Source organism: Mesorhizobium sp. M1078, from assembly GCF_040318615.1.
In the GTDB taxonomy this organism is placed as follows: domain Bacteria; phylum Pseudomonadota; class Alphaproteobacteria; order Rhizobiales; family Rhizobiaceae; genus Mesorhizobium.
Map to the genome: position 1 here is coordinate 374,414 of NZ_JAMYMP010000002.1, position 16,419 is coordinate 390,832.

Sequence of the window (16,419 nt, forward strand, 5' to 3'; positions counted from 1 at the left end):
TGCGACATAGCGCCTATGGCACCTTCCCCATCGATCCCCAAAGCCGCGTTCTGGATGGCGCTGTCGATCGCCTCGTTCCTGGCGATGTCGGTCGCTGGCCGCGCAACCACCGCCGAGCTCAACGTCTTCCAGGTGCTGGAACTGCGCTCGGTGATCGGCTTCTTCATTCTGTTGCCGCTGGTGACGATGAGCGGCGGATTCGCCGCAATGCGCACGCAGCGCCCGTTGGCCCATATCGCTCGCAATGTCATCCACTATACGGGCCAGGCGGCATGGCTCTATGCGCTGACGCTGATCCCGCTTGCGGTGCTCATATCGATCGAATTCACCACGCCGATCTGGACCGCGATCCTGGCGGTGGCGTTTCTTGGCGAAAGGCTCTCCCGCCCGAAAATTGCGGCGGTCGTGCTTGGCCTGATCGGCGTGGTGGTCATCGTTCGCCCCGGCGTCGGCTCCATGGATCCGGGTCACCTCGTCGTTCTCGGCGCGGCCGTGTGCTTTGGCGTATCGGTGGTGTTGGTCAAGTCGCTGACCCGCACGGACAGTGTCGTGCGCATCATCTTCTGGATGCTGATCATCCAGTCGGTGGTCGGCCTGATCCCGGCGCTTTATGAATGGCGCAACCCACCGCTCGAACTCTGGCCATGGATCCTGCTGATTGCCTTCACCGGCATGTCGTCGCATTTCTGCATGGCGCGTGCCCTCACCTATGCCGACGCTACGGTGATTTCACCGATGGATTTCCTGCGCGTGCCACTGTCGGCGCTGATCGGCTGGCTGCTCTACAGCGAACAGATCGACATCTTTACAGCCGGCGGCGCCCTGCTGATCCTGATGGGCAACCTTGCTCAACCTGCAGCGCAAGGCGCCAAAGCCGGCCGAGGTCGCGGCCTCGTAGCGGTCGGTCAATTCCCCTCATCCGGTATGTTGAGAAGATGCCCGCAGGCCTTGCAGTGCACGGCGTCCGGCTCATGCCGTTGCAGTCCGCACTGCGGACAGGGAAAGAACACCTTGGCGGGTCGAAAAATCGCCGTCGCCAGTCTGACGAACAGCGAGATGCCGATGATCATGGTGGCGATCGCGGTCAGCTTGCCGGCGATCCCCGGCAGCACGATGTCGCCGAAACCGGTCGTCGTCACCGTGGCAACGGTGAAATACAGCGCATCAATGTAGTTTTCGAGGCCGGCGCCGGTGCGGAAGAAGAAGGTGTAGACGAAGCCGGTGATGACGAACAGGAACGTCAACAGGTTGATGACCGCGTGGCTCGCCTCGCGCCAGGGCCTCAAGCCACGCATTTCGAAATGCCGCCACAGCGACCCGCTGCGCGACAGCGACCATAGCCGCAGGATGCGCAGGAACGCCAGATTTGCCAGCGCCGTCGGCATCAGCAGCGTCAAAAGGATGAAGACATCGACCCAGGATGTCGGCTGTTTCATCAGCCGCAACATGTCGTTGGAGGCTAACAGTCGGGCAATCAGGTCGGCGGCGACCAGCGCCGCGACGGTATAGTCGAGCCACAGGAATGACGGCTTGTCCTGGAGCACCGGCGTGGCAACGAAGAAGGCGATGATGGCGAGGTCGATGATGACCGCCACCAGTTGAAACCGGAACGCCGCCGGCGTGCGTCCGTGATAGAGCTTGCGCAGCCTGTCACGCAGCCGCGCCATCGCTGAGCTTTGCTGCAATCCGTCCTTCTCGGCTGCTTTCATCACCAAGTGCGTAACGGTCCCAGCCGGGGTCGTCTAGAGCATGATCCCAAAAAGTGGGTGCCGGTTTGCGGAAAAGATCATGCTCCAACAAAGGGTTAGATCATGATGAGATTTCAACCAAATCTCATCATGATCTAGTGGCCCCGGTGATCGTCAGCCCTCCACCACCTTGCCGTCCGGCCCCACGAGGCGCCAGGCCGAGGCGGTGTCGTAGACGAACCGCTCCTCCGCAATCCGGTCACCACGCCAGCGCTGCAGGGCCACCTCTTCCAGCCGGCGCACGGTGCCGGCCTTGTCGATACGGTCGAAGGTCCAGCGGATGGCGACATTGTCGCCATCGACCAGGAATGTCTGGACAGGATGGGTGTGCATCTTCTCGATCCGGTCGAGTGCTGCCTGCTCATGCGCCATCAGTGTTTCCTTGCCGCGCCGCGGGACGCCGAGATTTTCCTGCATGGTGGCATCGTCATGGTAGAAGTCGGCGATCGCCTTGACGTGGCTGCCTTCGACCACCTCCTTGAGGAAGGCTTCGACGCGTTCGCGGCTGGGCATGATTGTGCGTTCCTGTGAAGTTTCTGCTCAACGCATGTGGTTCAAAGGAAGGTCAGTTCAACCACGCCCCGCACGCTGGCCCTATCGGCTGCAATGTCAGGCCCAGAGCATTCTTAGGCCGTCATGCACTGGCCGACGTCGATGCGACTGCCGTGTATATCAGGGCAGCCTAGACGAGCTCGACTTCGACCACCCCCGGCACCGCGCGCATGGCCGACGCGATCTGCGGCGAGATGCGGTAGCGATTGGGCAATTCGATCTCGATCTCACCTTGCCCGGCCTCCTTGATCAGCACGAAGCTGACCTGGCCCTCGCCCTTCACCGCAAGCTGGCCGGCCAGCATGCCGATCGGAGCCGCATCGCGCACGAAGATGCGCAGCGCCTTCTGGATGCGGCTGGCCTCATCCTCCAGCGACTGCACCGTCTGGATGCGCAGATTGACCCCTTCGGGCCTATCCTCGGCCGAAACGGTGATCACCACCGAACGTCCAGGCTCGAGCAGATCGCGATACTGCGCCAACCCTTCCGAAAACAGCACGGCTTCATACTGGCCAGAAGTGTCGGAAAAGGCGATGACGCCCATCTTGTTGCCGGTGCGGGTCTTGCGTTCCTGCTTGGTGGTGACCGTGCCGGCCAGCCGGCCGGCGGCGGCGCCACGCTTGACCGCGGCCGAGAACTCTCCCCAGTTCTGCACCCGCATCTTCTGCAGGGCCGCCTTGTACTCGTCGAGCGGATGCGCCGAGAGATAGAAGCCGACGACCTGGAATTCGCGGTGCAGCCGGTCGGCGGCAAGCCACGGATCGGTCTGCGGCAAATTGAGCGCCTGCTGCTGCGCGCCGAGCGACGCGCCGAAAATGTCGTGCTGGCCCGAAATGGCATTCTGCTGCGCCAGCGAAGCCAGCCCCATCATCCGTTCGACGCCGGCCATCATCTGGGCGCGGTCGTGGCCGAAGCAGTCGAGCGCGCCGGCCATGATCAGGCTTTCGAAGACGCGCTTGCCGACGATCTTGGGATCGACCCTTTCACAGAAATCGGCGAGATTCTTGAACGGCTTTTCGCCGCGCATGGCGACGATGTGCTCGACCGCAGCGTCGCCGACGCCCTTGAGGGCCGCCAGCGAATAGTAAATGCGGTTCTCGCCGACCTCGAAATTGCGGAAGCTGGTCATCACCGACGGCGCCACCACCTCGATGCCGAGACGCAGCGCATCCTGGCGGAAATCGGCGAGTTTGTCGGTATTGCCCATGTCGAGCGTCATCGACGCCGCCAGGAACTCGACGGGGTAATGCGCCTTGAGATAGGCGGTCTGGTAGGACACGACGGCGTAGGCGGCCGCGTGCGATTTGTTGAAGCCGTAGTCGGCGAACTTGGCCAGAAGGTCGAAGATGAAGTCGGCCTGCGGCTTGCCGACGCCGCGTTCGACCGCACCGGTGACGAAACGCTCGCGCTGCTTGTCCATTTCGGCGCGGATCTTCTTGCCCATCGCGCGACGCAGCAGATCGGCTTCGCCGAGCGAATAGCCCGACAGTTCCTGCGCGATCTGCATCACCTGTTCCTGGTAGACGATGACGCCTTGCGTCTCCTTCACCAGATGGTCGATCTTGGGATGGATCGATGCCATCTCCTCTTCGCCATGCTTTCTGGCGTTGTAGGTCGGGATGTTCTCCATCGGGCCGGGACGGTAGAGCGCCACCAGCGCGATGATGTCCTCGATGCAGTCGGGCCGCATGCCGATCAGCGCCTTGCGCATGCCGGCACTTTCCACCTGGAACACACCGACCACTTCGCCGCGCGACAGCATGGCGTAGGTTTCAGGATCGTCGAGCGGGATCGTCGCCAGGTCGATCTCGATGCCGCGCCGGCGGATCAGCTTCACCGCCGTCTCCAGCACCGTCAGCGTCTTCAGGCCGAGGAAGTCGAATTTTACCAGCCCGGCCTGCTCGACATATTTCATGTTAAACTGGGTGACCGGCATGTCGGAGCGCGGATCGCGGTACATCGGCACCAGTTCCGACAAGGGCCGGTCGCCGATGACGATGCCGGCGGCGTGCGTCGAAGCGTGGCGGTAGAGCCCTTCCAGCTTTTGCGCCATATCGAGCAGCGTCTGCACGATCGGCTCCTTCTCGGCCTCCTCGGCAAAGCGCGGCTCGTTGGCGATGGCATCCGCCAGCTTGACCGGATTGGCGGGGTTCTGCGGCACCATTTTGGAGAGCTTGTCGACTTGGCCGTAAGGCATTTGCAGCACGCGGCCGACGTCGCGCAGCACCGCGCGCGCCTGCAGCGTACCGAAGGTGATGATCTGCCCAACCTGGTCGCGGCCATATTTCTGCTGGACGTAGCGGATGACCTCTTCGCGCCGGTCCTGGCAGAAGTCGATGTCGAAGTCGGGCATCGACACGCGGTCGGGATTGAGGAAGCGCTCGAACAGCAGCGAGAAGCGCAGCGGATCGATGTCGGTGATGGTCGTGGAATAAGCGACCAGCGATCCGGCGCCCGAGCCACGGCCCGGCCCGACCGGAATGCCTTGCGCCTTGGCCCATTTGATGAAGTCGGCGACGATCAGGAAATAGCCGGGAAACTTCATCTTCTCGATGATGGAGAGTTCGAAATCGAGCCGCTCGCGGTATTGTTCGACCGTGTAGCCGGAAGTGGGCCCATGCGCAGCCAGCCGCGCCTCCAGCCCCTCATGCGCCTGCCGGCGTAGCTCATCGGCCTCCGCTTTCAGCGCCACCTCATTGTCGGCGACATCGCCGCCGGTAAAGCGTGGCAGGATCGGATTGCGGGTCTTGGGATAATAGGAACAGCGCAGCGCGATCTCGACGGTGTTGTCGATCGCTTCCGGCAGGTCGGCGAACAGCCGCGCCATATCGGCCTGGCTGCGCAGGAAATTGTCCGATGTCAGGCGGCGGCGGTTGTCGGCGGCAACGACGGACCCTTCGGCAATGGCGATCAGCGCGTCATGCGCTTCATAGTCGTCGCGGGCGGCGAAGAACGCCTCATTGGTGGCGACCAGCGGCAGATCATGGATATAGGCAAGGTCGACCGATGATTTCTCGATAGCGCGGTCATAACCGGAAACACGGTCCAGTTCGACATAGAGCCGGTCGCCGAACAGCGCCTTGAGTGCCAAAAGCCGCGTCTCGGCAAGATCTCGGCGATCCTCCTTCAGCGCCCGGCCGATCGGGCCGCGCGGCCCGCCGCTGAGGCAGATCAGGCCATCGCTATGGCCTTCCAGCATTGCTGACGTCAGATGCACGGGCTCGCCCGGCGGCGTCTCCAGATAGACCTGGCTGACCAGCCTGACCAGGTTGCTATAGCCAACCTCGGTGGCGGCGAGCAGCACCACGGCGTTCATCTCCGGCCCGTGGCGGCGGCGGTCGCGCTGTGCGTCACTGGTCTCGCCTGAAAAGGCGAGATCGATCTGGCAGCCGATGATCGGCTGGATGCCCTCTTTCACCGCTTTCTGGGCAAATTCCAGCGCGCCGAACAGATTGTTGGTGTCGGTGACGGCGATTGCCGGGCACTCGTCCTTGACGGCATGGGCGACGACAGCGGCGACCTGCAAGGCGCCCTCGAGCAGCGAATACGCCGAATGCACGCGCAGATGGATGAACGGCCGCGCCGGCGCCTCCGGGCGCGCAGCAGCGAGCGCTGCTTCGCGCCTCAGGGGATCGCGTGGAAGTTTGTCATCCGCCATGATGTTTCAAATTGCTCGAAGGGCTTTGAGTCGATGGAGATGTATTGTCCCGGACCGGGCGATGCCAGTCCAGCACAATTGACCACCGACCACAGGCTTCCGTACCCAGCCGCACGGCTCAGAGATTGTTCGAAATTCGCTCTGGCGAGTCATATGATGGTGGTTTCGAGAACCGGAGCGCAGCGGCCATTGGTCCGTGAGCACGGAAAGCGCAGAAACCGCCTTCAGATGGCCGCCGGAGTAGAATTTCCAAACAATCTCTAGGCGAACTCCATGATCACCGCATCCACAGCCAGGCTGTCACCCGGCTTGGCGTTGAGCTTCGACACGACAAGATCGCGGTCGGCGCGCAACACGTTTTCCATCTTCATCGCCTCGACCACGGCCAGCGTCTCGCCGGCCTTGACCTCCTGCCCCTCGGCAACCGCGATCGACACGACCAGGCCCGGCATCGGGCAAAGCAGCATCTTGGACGTGTCCGGCGCCACCTTTTCCGGCATCAGCCTTTCCAGTTCAGCCGTGCGCGGCAGCATGGCGCGCGCCGTCACCGACATGCCTTTCCAGGCAATGCGCAGGCCGTTCGGCGCCGGCCTGATCTGCGCCGTGACCTTGCGGGCACCGACAGTGCCGCGCCAGATGAGGTCGCCCGGCCGCCAGTCGGACGCCACGGTCAGCGCTTTGCCGCCATCGACCGACAGATCGATTTCCATCGGAATGGAGATCATGCCCTCGATGATCGAAGCCTGGAGATAGTCGTCGCCGAGCTTCACCACCCAATCGCGCTTGAGTGCGCCCGAATGCGGCGCCAGCCGCCCGCCCAGCCGGTCGAGTCGGTCGCGGCGCAGAAGCTCGACCGCGGTGGCGATCGCCGCCAGCACTGCCTTTTCATCGCCATTGGGCACGATCGGCGCGAAGCCGTCAGGATATTCCTCGGCGATGAAGCCCGTCGATATCCGCCCCTCGCGCCAGCGCGGATGCTGCATCAGCGCCGCCAGGAACGGGATGTTGTGCTCGATGCCGTCGACGACGAAACTGTCCAGCGCTTCCGACATGGCATCGATTGCCGCCAGCCGCGTCGGCGCCCAGGTGCAGAGTTTTGCCACCATCGGATCATAGAACATCGAAATCTCGGAGCCTTCGGTGACGCCGGTGTCGTTGCGGATGACAACATCGCCGAACGCGCCCTCCTCCGGCGGCCGGTAGCGCGTCAACCGGCCGATCGAGGGCAGGAAATTGCGATAGGGATCCTCGGCATAGAGCCGGCTTTCCACCGCCCAGCCGTTTAGCGTGACGTCGCTTTGCTTGATCGCCAGCTTCTCGCCGGCGGCGACACGGATCATCTGCTCGACCAGGTCGATGCCGGTAACAAGCTCCGTCACCGGATGCTCGACCTGCAATCGTGTATTCATTTCAAGGAAATAGAAGTTCTTTTCAGCATCGACGATGAACTCCACGGTGCCGGCGCTCTGGTAGTCGACCGCCTTGGCCAGCGCCACGGCCTGCTCGCCCATGGCCTTGCGCGTCCTGGCATCGAGGAATGGCGACGGCGCCTCTTCCGCCACCTTCTGGTTCCGACGCTGGATCGAGCATTCGCGCTCGCCGAGATAGAGGGCGGTGCCATGCGCATCGGCCAGCACCTGGATTTCGATATGACGCGGATCGACGACGAACTTTTCGATGAAGACGCGGTCGTCGCCGAACGAGCTTTTGGCCTCCGAACGCGCCCGGTCAAAGCCGTCGCGCACTTCCGACTGGCTCCAGGCGATGCGCATGCCCTTGCCGCCGCCGCCGGCCGACGCCTTGATCATCACGGGATAACCGATCTCGCCGGCGATCGTTTCGGCATGGTCGCCGTTTTCGATGACGCCGAGCCAGCCTGGCACGGTCGAAACCTTGGCCGCGTTGGCGAACTTCTTCGATTCGATCTTGTCGCCCATCGCCTTGATTGCCTTGGGTTTTGGACCGATGAAGATAATGCCTTCGGCCTCCAGCGCCTCGCAGAAGGCGGCGCGTTCGGAGAGAAAACCATAACCCGGATGCACGGCCTGCGCGCCCGTCTCTTTGCAGGCGGCGATAATCTTCTCGGGCAGGAGGTAGCTCTGCGCGGCAGGCGATGGGCCGATATGCACGGCCTCCTCGGCCATTTCGACATGCACGGCGTCGCGATCGGCGTCGGAATAGACCGCGACGGTGGCAATCGCCATCCTGCGCGCCGTCTTGATGACGCGGCAAGCAATCTCGCCGCGATTGGCGATCAGGATTTTCGTGAACATCGAAGGCGTTTCCTCGGTCTTTCGTCCTTCTTATGGGCTTCGGCAGCCGGGCTCAAGCACCGCCGGCAGCGCACCCATCAAGACACTCCCTGCCCGCCAGGCCCGTGCCGAGGGGCGAAGGTTGGGCTCGCCGACGACTGGGCCAAGATTTGCGCCATATTTGGTCGCCAAATCGTGTTGAAACAGTATAAAAACCTGAAAGCCTGAAGACCAATCGCCTTGGGAGGAATTGCCTGATGAAAACCCGCGCCGCTGTCGCTGTCGCCGCCGGAAAGCCGTTGGAAATCATGGAGGTCGACCTCGACGGACCGCGCGAAGGCGAGGTGCTGGTCGAGATCAAGGCGACCGGCATCTGCCACACCGACGAGTTCACTTTGTCGGGCGCCGATCCCGAAGGTCTGTTTCCGGCAATCCTCGGCCATGAAGGCGCTGGCGTTGTCGTCGATGTCGGCAAGGGCGTCACCTCGGTCAAGAAGGGCGACCACGTCATCCCGCTCTACACGCCGGAATGCCGGCAGTGCCCGTCCTGCCTGTCGCGCAAGACCAATTTGTGCACCGCCATCCGCGCCACGCAGGGCCAGGGCCTGATGCCGGACGGCTCGTCGCGCTTCTCGATCGGCAAGGACAAGATCTTCCACTATATGGGCTGTTCGACCTTCTCCAATTTCACCGTTTTGCCCGAGATCGCCGTCGCCAAGGTCAACCCGGACGCGCCCTTCGACAAGATCTGCTACATTGGTTGCGGCGTCACCACCGGCATCGGCGCGGTCATCAACACCGCGAAGGTCGAGCAAGGCGCGACTGCTGTCGTCTTTGGTCTCGGTGGCATCGGCCTCAACGTCATCCAGGGCCTGAAACTCGCCGGCGCCGACATGATCATCGGTGTCGACCTCAACAACGACAAGAAGGCATGGGGCGAGCGCTTCGGCATGACGCATTTCGTCAATCCGAAGGAGATCGACGGCGACATCGTTCCTCACCTCGTCAACCTGACCAAGCGCGGCGCCGACCAGATCGGCGGCGCCGACTACACATTCGACTGCACCGGCAACACCAAGGTGATGCGCCAGGCGCTGGAAGCCTCGCATCGCGGCTGGGGCAAGTCGGTTATCATCGGCGTGGCCGGCGCCGGCCAGGAGATTTCGACCCGGCCGTTCCAGCTGGTCACCGGCCGCACCTGGATGGGCACCGCCTTCGGCGGCGCGCGCGGCCGCACCGACGTGCCGAAAATCGTCGACTGGTACATGGACGGCAAGATCCAGATCGACCCGATGATCACCCATTTGCTGAAGCTTGAGGACATCAACAAGGGTTTTGATCTCATGCATGAGGGCAAGTCGATCAGGAGCGTCGTCGTTTACTAAGTGCGATCAGCAAAAGTGGCGCCCGGTTTTGCGTCCGATCGCACACCAAACGGAGGAAGAACAAGCCGCCGACCGAAGGGCCAGCGACTGAAGTTGCACAGGTTCAACAAGGGAGGAAGACAATGCCTGAGAAACTGCATCCCAAAATCGACAATGGCTTGCCAAAGGAGAGCGCAAGCTTTGCCGGCGGCACGCTGGTCTGCGCCTGCACCAGCAAGCCGGTGAAGGTGACGGTCAAGGGCCAGATCGCCCACAACCATGCCTGCGGCTGCACCAAATGCTGGAAACCGGACGGCGCGGTGTTCTCGGTCGTGGCGGTCGCCGGCACTGGCGACGTCACCGTCACCGAGAATGGCGACAAGCTGAAGGTGGTCGATCCGGCAGCGTTGATCCAGCGTCATGCCTGCACCGGTTGCGGCGTCCACATGCACGGCCCGGTCGAGCGCGACCATCCGTTCAAGGGTCTGTCCTTCATCCATCCCGAGCGCTTCCAGGAAGACGGCTGGTCACCGCCGGGCTTCACCGCTTTCGTTTCGTCGATCATCGAATCCGGTGTCGACCCCAAGCGCATGGACGGCATCCGCGGCCAGTTGAAGTCGATCGGCCTCGAACCCTATGACTGTCTCAACCCCGGCCTGATGGATTACATAGCCACCTGGACGGCGAAGAAGTCGGGCGCGCTGCCGGCCTGACAGTACGAGATTTCTGGCATGGGGCCGGGTAACATGCCGGCCCCATGTCCGTTTTGGAGAGATAATGCCCGCACCCGCCATCTACGTCGACGCCGACGCCTGCCCGGTGAAAGCCGAGGTCGAGAAGGTCGCCGAGCGCCATGGCGTGGTCGTCACCTACGTCTCCAATGGCGGGCTGCGTCCGTCGCGCGATCCTATGATCCGCAACGTCGTCGTCTCTAAAAGCGCCGATGCCGCTGACGATTGGATCGTCGGGAACGCAAAACCCAACGACATCGTGATCACCGCCGACATCCCGCTTGCCGCTCGCACCGTGGCGCTCGGCGCGCATGTGCTTGGGCCAACCGGCCGGCCGTTCACGCCGGAGACCATCGGCATGGCGGTTGCAATGCGCGATTTGAAGCAGCATCTGCGCGAAACCGGCGAGAGCAAGGGCTACAATGCCAGCTTTGCGCCACAGGATCGCTCGCGTTTCCTGGGTGAGCTCGACCGTATCTTGCGGCGCGCCCTGAAATCCGTCACACCCGACCAGACGTGAAGCACCATCCGAGGTCGGGTATGGCCGACATATCGCCGAATATCCCCTTGCAGCGGCACAAGCAGTTCTTTGTGTCGCTAGCCGTCGGTCTGGTCGTATTTGCCGCGGTATTCCCTTTGATTGGATCGCTCCCCGTCTCCACGCGGCTTGCTTATTCGATCTCGATTGCCGCCGATTCCTTCTTCGTCGTCTTCATCGCGCTCGTCATCGCCAAGATGCCGCTGCTGTCCGGCCGCTATCTCAGCAAGAACGCGCGCGAACTGGACCTCCCAGTGCTGGGCATCTTTGCCATCACGCTCGGCATCGTCGCCATGGCCATCGTCCTGCTGTTCCTTTTGATCAATCACAAGGATCGCGACCCCATCGAACTCGGCTTCGCCATGCTGTCGATCCCGCTTGGCTGGTTCACCATCCATGCCATGGCCGCCCTCCACTATGCGCATGTCTACTGGATGGACGGCGACGCGATCGATACCGAAACCAAGAAGAAGATACCGGTCGGCGGCCTCGATTTTCCCGGCAGCAAACGGCCGGACGGTTGGGACTTTCTCTATTTCGCGACGGTGATCGGCATGACCGCGCAGACCGCCGACACCGCGATCACGACCTCGCATATGCGCCGCGTGGTGCTTGTCCATTCGATCCTGTCGTTCTTCTTCAACGCCGTCATCGTCGCCGCCGTCGTCAATCTCGCGGTGAGCCTCGGCAATTGAGTATCCGTGCCCGCGATAAACCCGTGCCCGTAATAAAAACGTGACCGCATGAAACATCGCTTTCGATAGCGACGTATTGGGAGGACAAGGACGAGCGCGGCCATCCCAGGATCGCGCAGCCGGAGGCGAGGAAAAGATGGAAACCATTACCATGAGTCAGCCCGGCGCAGGCGTCGATGCCGCCTCAACGAAGGATGCGACGCTGATCTACCGGCAATCGCGCTGGACCCGCCTGACTCACTGGCTGTGGGCGATCTCGCTGTTCTTCATGCTTTTGTCCGGCCTGCAGATCTTCAATGCCCGGCCGCAGCTCTACATCGGCAAGCAATCCGGCTTCGAGTACAACAACACCGTCTTTGCCATCGGCGCCGAAAACACCGCCACCGGCCCGCGCGGCTATACCGAAATCTTCGGCCATCGCTTCGACACCACAGGCGTGCTCGGCTGGTCGGGCCCGGCCCGGCAGCAAACGTCGCGTGCCTTCCCGTCCTGGGCGACAATCCCGTCCTATTACGATCTCGGCACCGCCCGCGTTGTGCATTTCTTCTTCGCCTGGATACTGACAACCACCTTGGTCGTCTGGCTGGTCGCCAGCCTGGTCAACGGCCATCTGCGCCGCGATCTGGCGCCGCGCCTTGACGATCTCAAGCGGCTGCCGCAGGACATCATCGAGCACGCCAAGCTCAGGTTCCACCACACACGCGAATACAACACGCTGCAGAAAATGGCCTATGGCGGCGTACTGTTCGTGCTGTTGCCACTCATGATCATCACCGGCCTTGCCATGTCGCCGAGCATGAACTCGGTGCTGCCCTGGCTCAACGAACTGCTCGGCGGAAGGCAGACGGCGCGCACCATCCATTTCACGGTGATGGTGCTGCTGGTCGGCTTTTTCATCGTCCATATGATGATGATCCTCGCCGCCGGCCCGATCAACGAACTGCGCTCGATCATCACCGGCTGGTACCGCACCGATCCGCCAAGGCATGGCGACACCGAGAGGAGTGCGTGAGATGGCCAAATTCCAGATCAGCCGCCGAAAGTTCCTGACGGGCGCCGGCCTCGGCGTTTCCGGCATCATGTTGTCGGGCTGCGATGCCTTCGACAGCCAGCTCGGCATGGGCGACGGCCTGCGCAGTTTCCTCGAAAACGCCAATGGCCTGACCTACCGCGCGCAACGCTGGCTTGCCGGCCGCGATGCTCTGGCGCCGGAATTCACCGAGGCCGACATCCGCCAGCCGCAGCGGCCGAACGGCGTCACCGCGCCCGACGATGACACCTACAAGGGCCTGCTCGCCAACAATTTCGCCGACTGGCGGCTGGAGGTAACGGGCCTGGTCGAAAAGCCGCTGTCGCTCAGCCGCGAGCAGTTGGAGAACATGCCGAGCCGCACGCAGATCACCCGCCACGACTGTGTCGAAGGCTGGAGCTGCATCGCCAAATGGACCGGCACCCCGCTGTCGCTGGTGCTCGACCAGGCTGTGGTCAAGCCGCAGGCCCGCTATGTCATGTTCCACTGCCTCGATACGATCGATCGCAGCCTCTCCGGGGAAATCAAATATTACGGCACCATCGACCTGATCGATGCCCGCCACCCGCAGACGATCCTCGCCTACGGCCTCAACGGCAAGCCGCTGCCGGTCGAAAACGGCGCGCCGCTGCGCGTGCGCGTCGAACGACAGCTCGGCTACAAGATGCCGAAGTATCTCTACAAGATCGAGCTCGTCGACAGTTTTGCCAATATCGGCGGCAGCCGCGGCGGCTATTGGGAAGACAATGGCTATGACTGGTATGGCGGGATTTGATGGCCTCGCATTCTGACCGAGCACGATCTGACTCCGGCCGAACCGAGCTTGCCTGAGGAAGCCGGTTTCGAGCGCGTGGCCGAACTTGGCGATTGGCCTGAAGACACTCCAATATCGTCCTCTGCAAAACGGTCGCAGAAAACGGCGCGGCTTAAGCAACCTTGTCGAGCAGTGGCTTGAGCGCCGGATGTATCTCCGGCGAGGCGAGTTTGATCAGCGTCAGCAGCGCGCGTTCATTGTCACGCAGCGGGCGGTCGGTGCCGATGCGATCGGCCAGCCATTTCGCCTCGCTGGCGTCGATCGTCTCGGCGCGGCGCGCGAGTGCCTCGGCGGCACGGTTCTTCGACTCCCATTCGGCCTCGATATCGCCGGGCGAACGATAGGCTTCCATGATGCCGGCCAGGCCGCCCGACACCATGCGGCTGAAGAAGCCACCAATTTCGGGCTCGACCTGGTCCAAGAAACTGTCACGACGCAGCGCCACATCGCGCGTCGGCGCTTGGTAGCCGGCCGAACACATGACGAAATTGGCGAGCGCCTTGACGAACAGGTCGTTCCAGGACGGGTCGTTGTGGGCCGCTGCGGTCTGCTCGTTGATCTGGAACAGCACCTCGGCCTCAACCCGTGTGATGGCGATGTTACCGTCGCCGCCATAGGCATGGAGAATGCGGCGCAACAGATCGACCTCTGCCTTGGCGACCAGCCCGGGAACCAGCGCGCCGCCGAGCATCAGTGGTCCCTTGCCGTCGACCACCGCGTTGGCGACCTGCTCGAGCGCATAGGCGGAGAGCCGGCCGGGCGATGATTTCGCCCTTTCCAGCACATGCACCAGCAGCTCCAGTTCGGTCACACTGTCGACCATTCCGTCGCGCGAGATGGTCTGGATCAGCCAACCGGCATTGTCTTCAGAGATATAGCCTGCCGGCTTTTCCTGGTGGACGATGTAGTCGGTAACGGCCTCGACGAAGAATTCAGGCCATTGCGGGCATTTGTCCGTCGCTGTCGCATCGAGCGCGAACAGTGCTTCAGCCTCGCCGCGCGTCACCACGCCGTCGGCGAACACTTCGCGACGCAGCATGACGACATCTTCCGCCGTGATGCGGTCCTTCGAGGCCAGCCCCGCCACCGGCGCGCTCCCGATCCGTTCGCCCATCTGTCAATCCCCATCCGCCGTGCCCAACGCAATTGCCGGCCAAACCGTCAGCCCAGAATATCGCCATTGTCTTGAAAAACCGGCAAACGGCGTGGTTAGCGAAGACTGTAAAGACGACGCGCTTTACGTGTCGCTGGCAGGTGACAAGGTGTCGCCGACAAGCTATGGATGGCGCGTCGAGGGCTTAAGTTTTGAGTCCTACCTGTTTGCGGGAGAGAGCAGCGCGAGCTGCCGCCGAAGGGGAAATCGCCCGAAATCTCTCAGGCAAAAGAACCGTAGACGGGAAAGACACTCTGGAAAGTCGGGGCTTGCCCCCGCGCCGAAGGTGTAAGCGTCGCCGACAGAGTTCCGGTTGCGCGAGTCTCTCAGGCTTCAGACAGAGGGGCACGGACTGGTCGCCAGCAGCGGCCGATTGCGTGCGACTCTGGAGATGACATGACGGGCGACGACACCAAACACCTTCCTCTCGAAGATCTGCACACCGCCGCCGGCGCACGCTTTGGCGCCTTTGCGGGCTGGTCGATGCCGCTGACCTATCCGGCCGGCGTGATGAAGGAGCACCTTCACACCCGCGAACATGCCGGCCTGTTCGACATTTCGCATATGAAGCTGTTCGAGATCAGCGGACCGGGCGCTGCGGCACTGCTCAACCGCGCCAGTCCGCTCGATGCCGGCGCGCTTGAGATTTCACAGTCCAAATATACCTTCTTCCTCAACGAGGCCGCCGGGATCATCGACGATCTGATCGTCACCCGGCTCGGCGCCGAGCGCTTCATGGTGGTCGCCAACGCCGGGAATGCGGTCGAGGACGAGAAGCATTTGCGTGCGCTGGCGACCGATTTCGACGTGAAGGTCGATGCGCTCGATCGCGTCTTCCTGGCGATCCAGGGGCCCGAAGCCTGGGCTGCCTTGTCCCGCGCCGGCATCGAGACCGGCTCGCTCTTGTTCATGCATGGCATCGAGCCGAAGCAAAACTGGTTCATTAGCCGCTCCGGCTACACCGGCGAGGACGGCTTCGAGATCGGCCTGCCGGAGGCGGATGCGCGCGCTCTGGCCACGAAACTGATCGAGGACGAGCGTGTGTTGTGGATCGGCCTTGCTGCCCGCGACTCGCTGCGGTTGGAGGCCGGCCTGTGCCTGCACGGCCAGGACATCACGCCGGAGATCGATCCGGCGAGTGCCGGCCTGATGTGGGCGATCCCCAAAGATCTCCGCGCCGGCGGATCCTTCATCGGCGCCGATGCGCTGCGGTCCATCCTGGAGCGCGGGTCGTCGCAAAAGCGCGTCGGCCTGAAGCCGGACGGCCGCCAGCCGGTGCGCGCCGGCGCTGCTTTGTTCGATGCCGACGGCAATCCGGCCGGCCACGTGACATCAGGCGGCTTCGGCCCCTCGGCCGGCCATCCCGTCGCCATGGGCTATGTGTCAACGGCCTTGGCCAAGCCGGGCACAAAACTCTTCGCCGATGTTCGCGGGACGAAAATCTCGGTCGATATCAGTTCCTTGCCCTTCACTCCTCATCGCTACCGCAAAGGATAATTCCGATGGCAAAAACCTATTTCACACAAGATCACGAATGGCTGAGCGTCGAGGGAGGCATCGCCACCGTCGGGATAACCGACTATGCGCAGGAACAGCTTGGCGATCTCGTCTTCGTCGAACTGCCTCAAATCGGCACCAAACTCAGTAAGGGCGACACCGCCGTGGTCGTCGAATCCGTCAAGGCGGCATCCGATGTTTATGCGCCGGTTGATGGCGAGATCACCGACGCCAACGGCGCGCTGTCCTCGGACCCGTCGCTGGTCAACTCCGCTGCGACCGGCGACGGCTGGCTGTGGAAGATGAAGCTCGCCGACGAAGGCCAACTCGCAGGCCTCATGAATGAGGCCGCCTACAAAGCCCATATCGGTTGACATCAGGACCTAT

General features: G+C 62.6%; 13 protein-coding genes, 1 pseudogene and 1 riboswitch. Of the genes and pseudogenes, 9 read left to right on the forward strand and 5 right to left on the reverse strand.

Going from position 1 to position 16,419, the window contains the following annotated elements:
- Positions 1 to 15: 15 nt before the first annotated feature.
- A pseudogene (locus NKH38_RS05945) lies at positions 16 to 898 on the forward strand (DMT family transporter).
- A 7-nt stretch (positions 899 to 905) separates the two neighbouring features.
- On the opposite strand, the gene NKH38_RS05950 reads toward NKH38_RS05945, so the two are convergent.
- From NKH38_RS05950 to NKH38_RS05965, 4 genes are all read right to left on the reverse strand, one after another.
- Entirely contained in the window at positions 906 to 1,709 is an 804-nt protein-coding gene (locus NKH38_RS05950) for a potassium channel family protein (protein WP_023725720.1), read from the reverse strand.
- Between the two features lie 153 nt (positions 1,710 to 1,862).
- A complete protein-coding gene (locus NKH38_RS05955) occupies positions 1,863 to 2,261 on the reverse strand; it encodes a nuclear transport factor 2 family protein (RefSeq protein ID WP_023710634.1) in 399 nt (132 codons plus the stop codon).
- A 169-nt stretch (positions 2,262 to 2,430) separates the two neighbouring features.
- Complete coding sequence (gene dnaE, locus NKH38_RS05960; protein WP_352761585.1) at positions 2,431 to 5,958, reverse strand: DNA polymerase III subunit alpha; 3,528 nt, start codon at positions 5,956 to 5,958, stop codon at positions 2,431 to 2,433.
- Positions 5,959 to 6,218: 260 nt separating this feature from the next.
- Positions 6,219 to 8,231 (reverse strand): acetyl-CoA carboxylase biotin carboxylase subunit, encoded by a 2,013-nt coding sequence (locus NKH38_RS05965; protein WP_352761588.1) that lies wholly within the window; start codon positions 8,229 to 8,231, stop codon positions 6,219 to 6,221.
- 236 nt (positions 8,232 to 8,467) lie between these two features.
- Between NKH38_RS05965 and NKH38_RS05970 the strand changes: the two genes are divergently transcribed.
- From NKH38_RS05970 to NKH38_RS05995, 6 genes are all read left to right on the forward strand, one after another.
- Positions 8,468 to 9,595 (forward strand): S-(hydroxymethyl)glutathione dehydrogenase/class III alcohol dehydrogenase, encoded by a 1,128-nt coding sequence (locus NKH38_RS05970; protein WP_023667586.1) that lies wholly within the window; start codon positions 8,468 to 8,470, stop codon positions 9,593 to 9,595.
- 122 nt (positions 9,596 to 9,717) lie between these two features.
- Positions 9,718 to 10,287 (forward strand): S-(hydroxymethyl)glutathione synthase, encoded by a 570-nt coding sequence (gfa, locus tag NKH38_RS05975; protein ID WP_023667587.1) that lies wholly within the window; start codon positions 9,718 to 9,720, stop codon positions 10,285 to 10,287.
- A 64-nt stretch (positions 10,288 to 10,351) separates the two neighbouring features.
- Positions 10,352 to 10,825, forward strand: coding sequence for a YaiI/YqxD family protein (locus NKH38_RS05980; protein WP_023667588.1), 474 nt, complete (start codon positions 10,352 to 10,354; stop codon positions 10,823 to 10,825).
- Positions 10,826 to 10,845: 20 nt separating this feature from the next.
- Positions 10,846 to 11,538: a DUF1345 domain-containing protein gene (locus NKH38_RS05985; protein WP_023667589.1), complete on the forward strand. Its 693-nt coding sequence runs from the start codon at positions 10,846 to 10,848 to the stop codon at positions 11,536 to 11,538.
- A gap of 136 nt (positions 11,539 to 11,674) precedes the next feature.
- On the forward strand, positions 11,675 to 12,550 hold the full coding sequence (locus NKH38_RS05990) for a cytochrome b/b6 domain-containing protein (protein ID WP_023667590.1): 876 nt from the start codon (positions 11,675 to 11,677) through the stop codon (positions 12,548 to 12,550).
- 1 nt (position 12,551) lies between these two features.
- Complete coding sequence (locus NKH38_RS05995) at positions 12,552 to 13,343, forward strand: molybdopterin-binding protein (RefSeq protein WP_023667591.1); 792 nt, start codon at positions 12,552 to 12,554, stop codon at positions 13,341 to 13,343.
- A 151-nt stretch (positions 13,344 to 13,494) separates the two neighbouring features.
- On the opposite strand, the gene NKH38_RS06000 is transcribed toward NKH38_RS05995, so the two are convergent.
- A complete protein-coding gene (locus tag NKH38_RS06000) occupies positions 13,495 to 14,496 on the reverse strand; it encodes a hypothetical protein (protein WP_352761593.1) in 1,002 nt (333 codons plus the stop codon).
- A gap of 199 nt (positions 14,497 to 14,695) precedes the next feature.
- Positions 14,696 to 14,782: riboswitch (glycine riboswitch) on the forward strand.
- Between the two features lie 149 nt (positions 14,783 to 14,931).
- Here NKH38_RS06000 and gcvT point away from each other — a divergent pair.
- Together gcvT and gcvH are read left to right on the forward strand one after the other, a co-directional pair.
- Positions 14,932 to 16,032, forward strand: coding sequence for a glycine cleavage system aminomethyltransferase GcvT (gene gcvT, locus NKH38_RS06005; RefSeq protein ID WP_352761596.1), 1,101 nt, complete (start codon positions 14,932 to 14,934; stop codon positions 16,030 to 16,032).
- A gap of 5 nt (positions 16,033 to 16,037) precedes the next feature.
- Entirely contained in the window at positions 16,038 to 16,406 is a 369-nt protein-coding gene (gcvH, locus tag NKH38_RS06010) for a glycine cleavage system protein GcvH (protein WP_023681591.1), read from the forward strand.
- Positions 16,407 to 16,419: the final 13 nt, after the last annotated feature.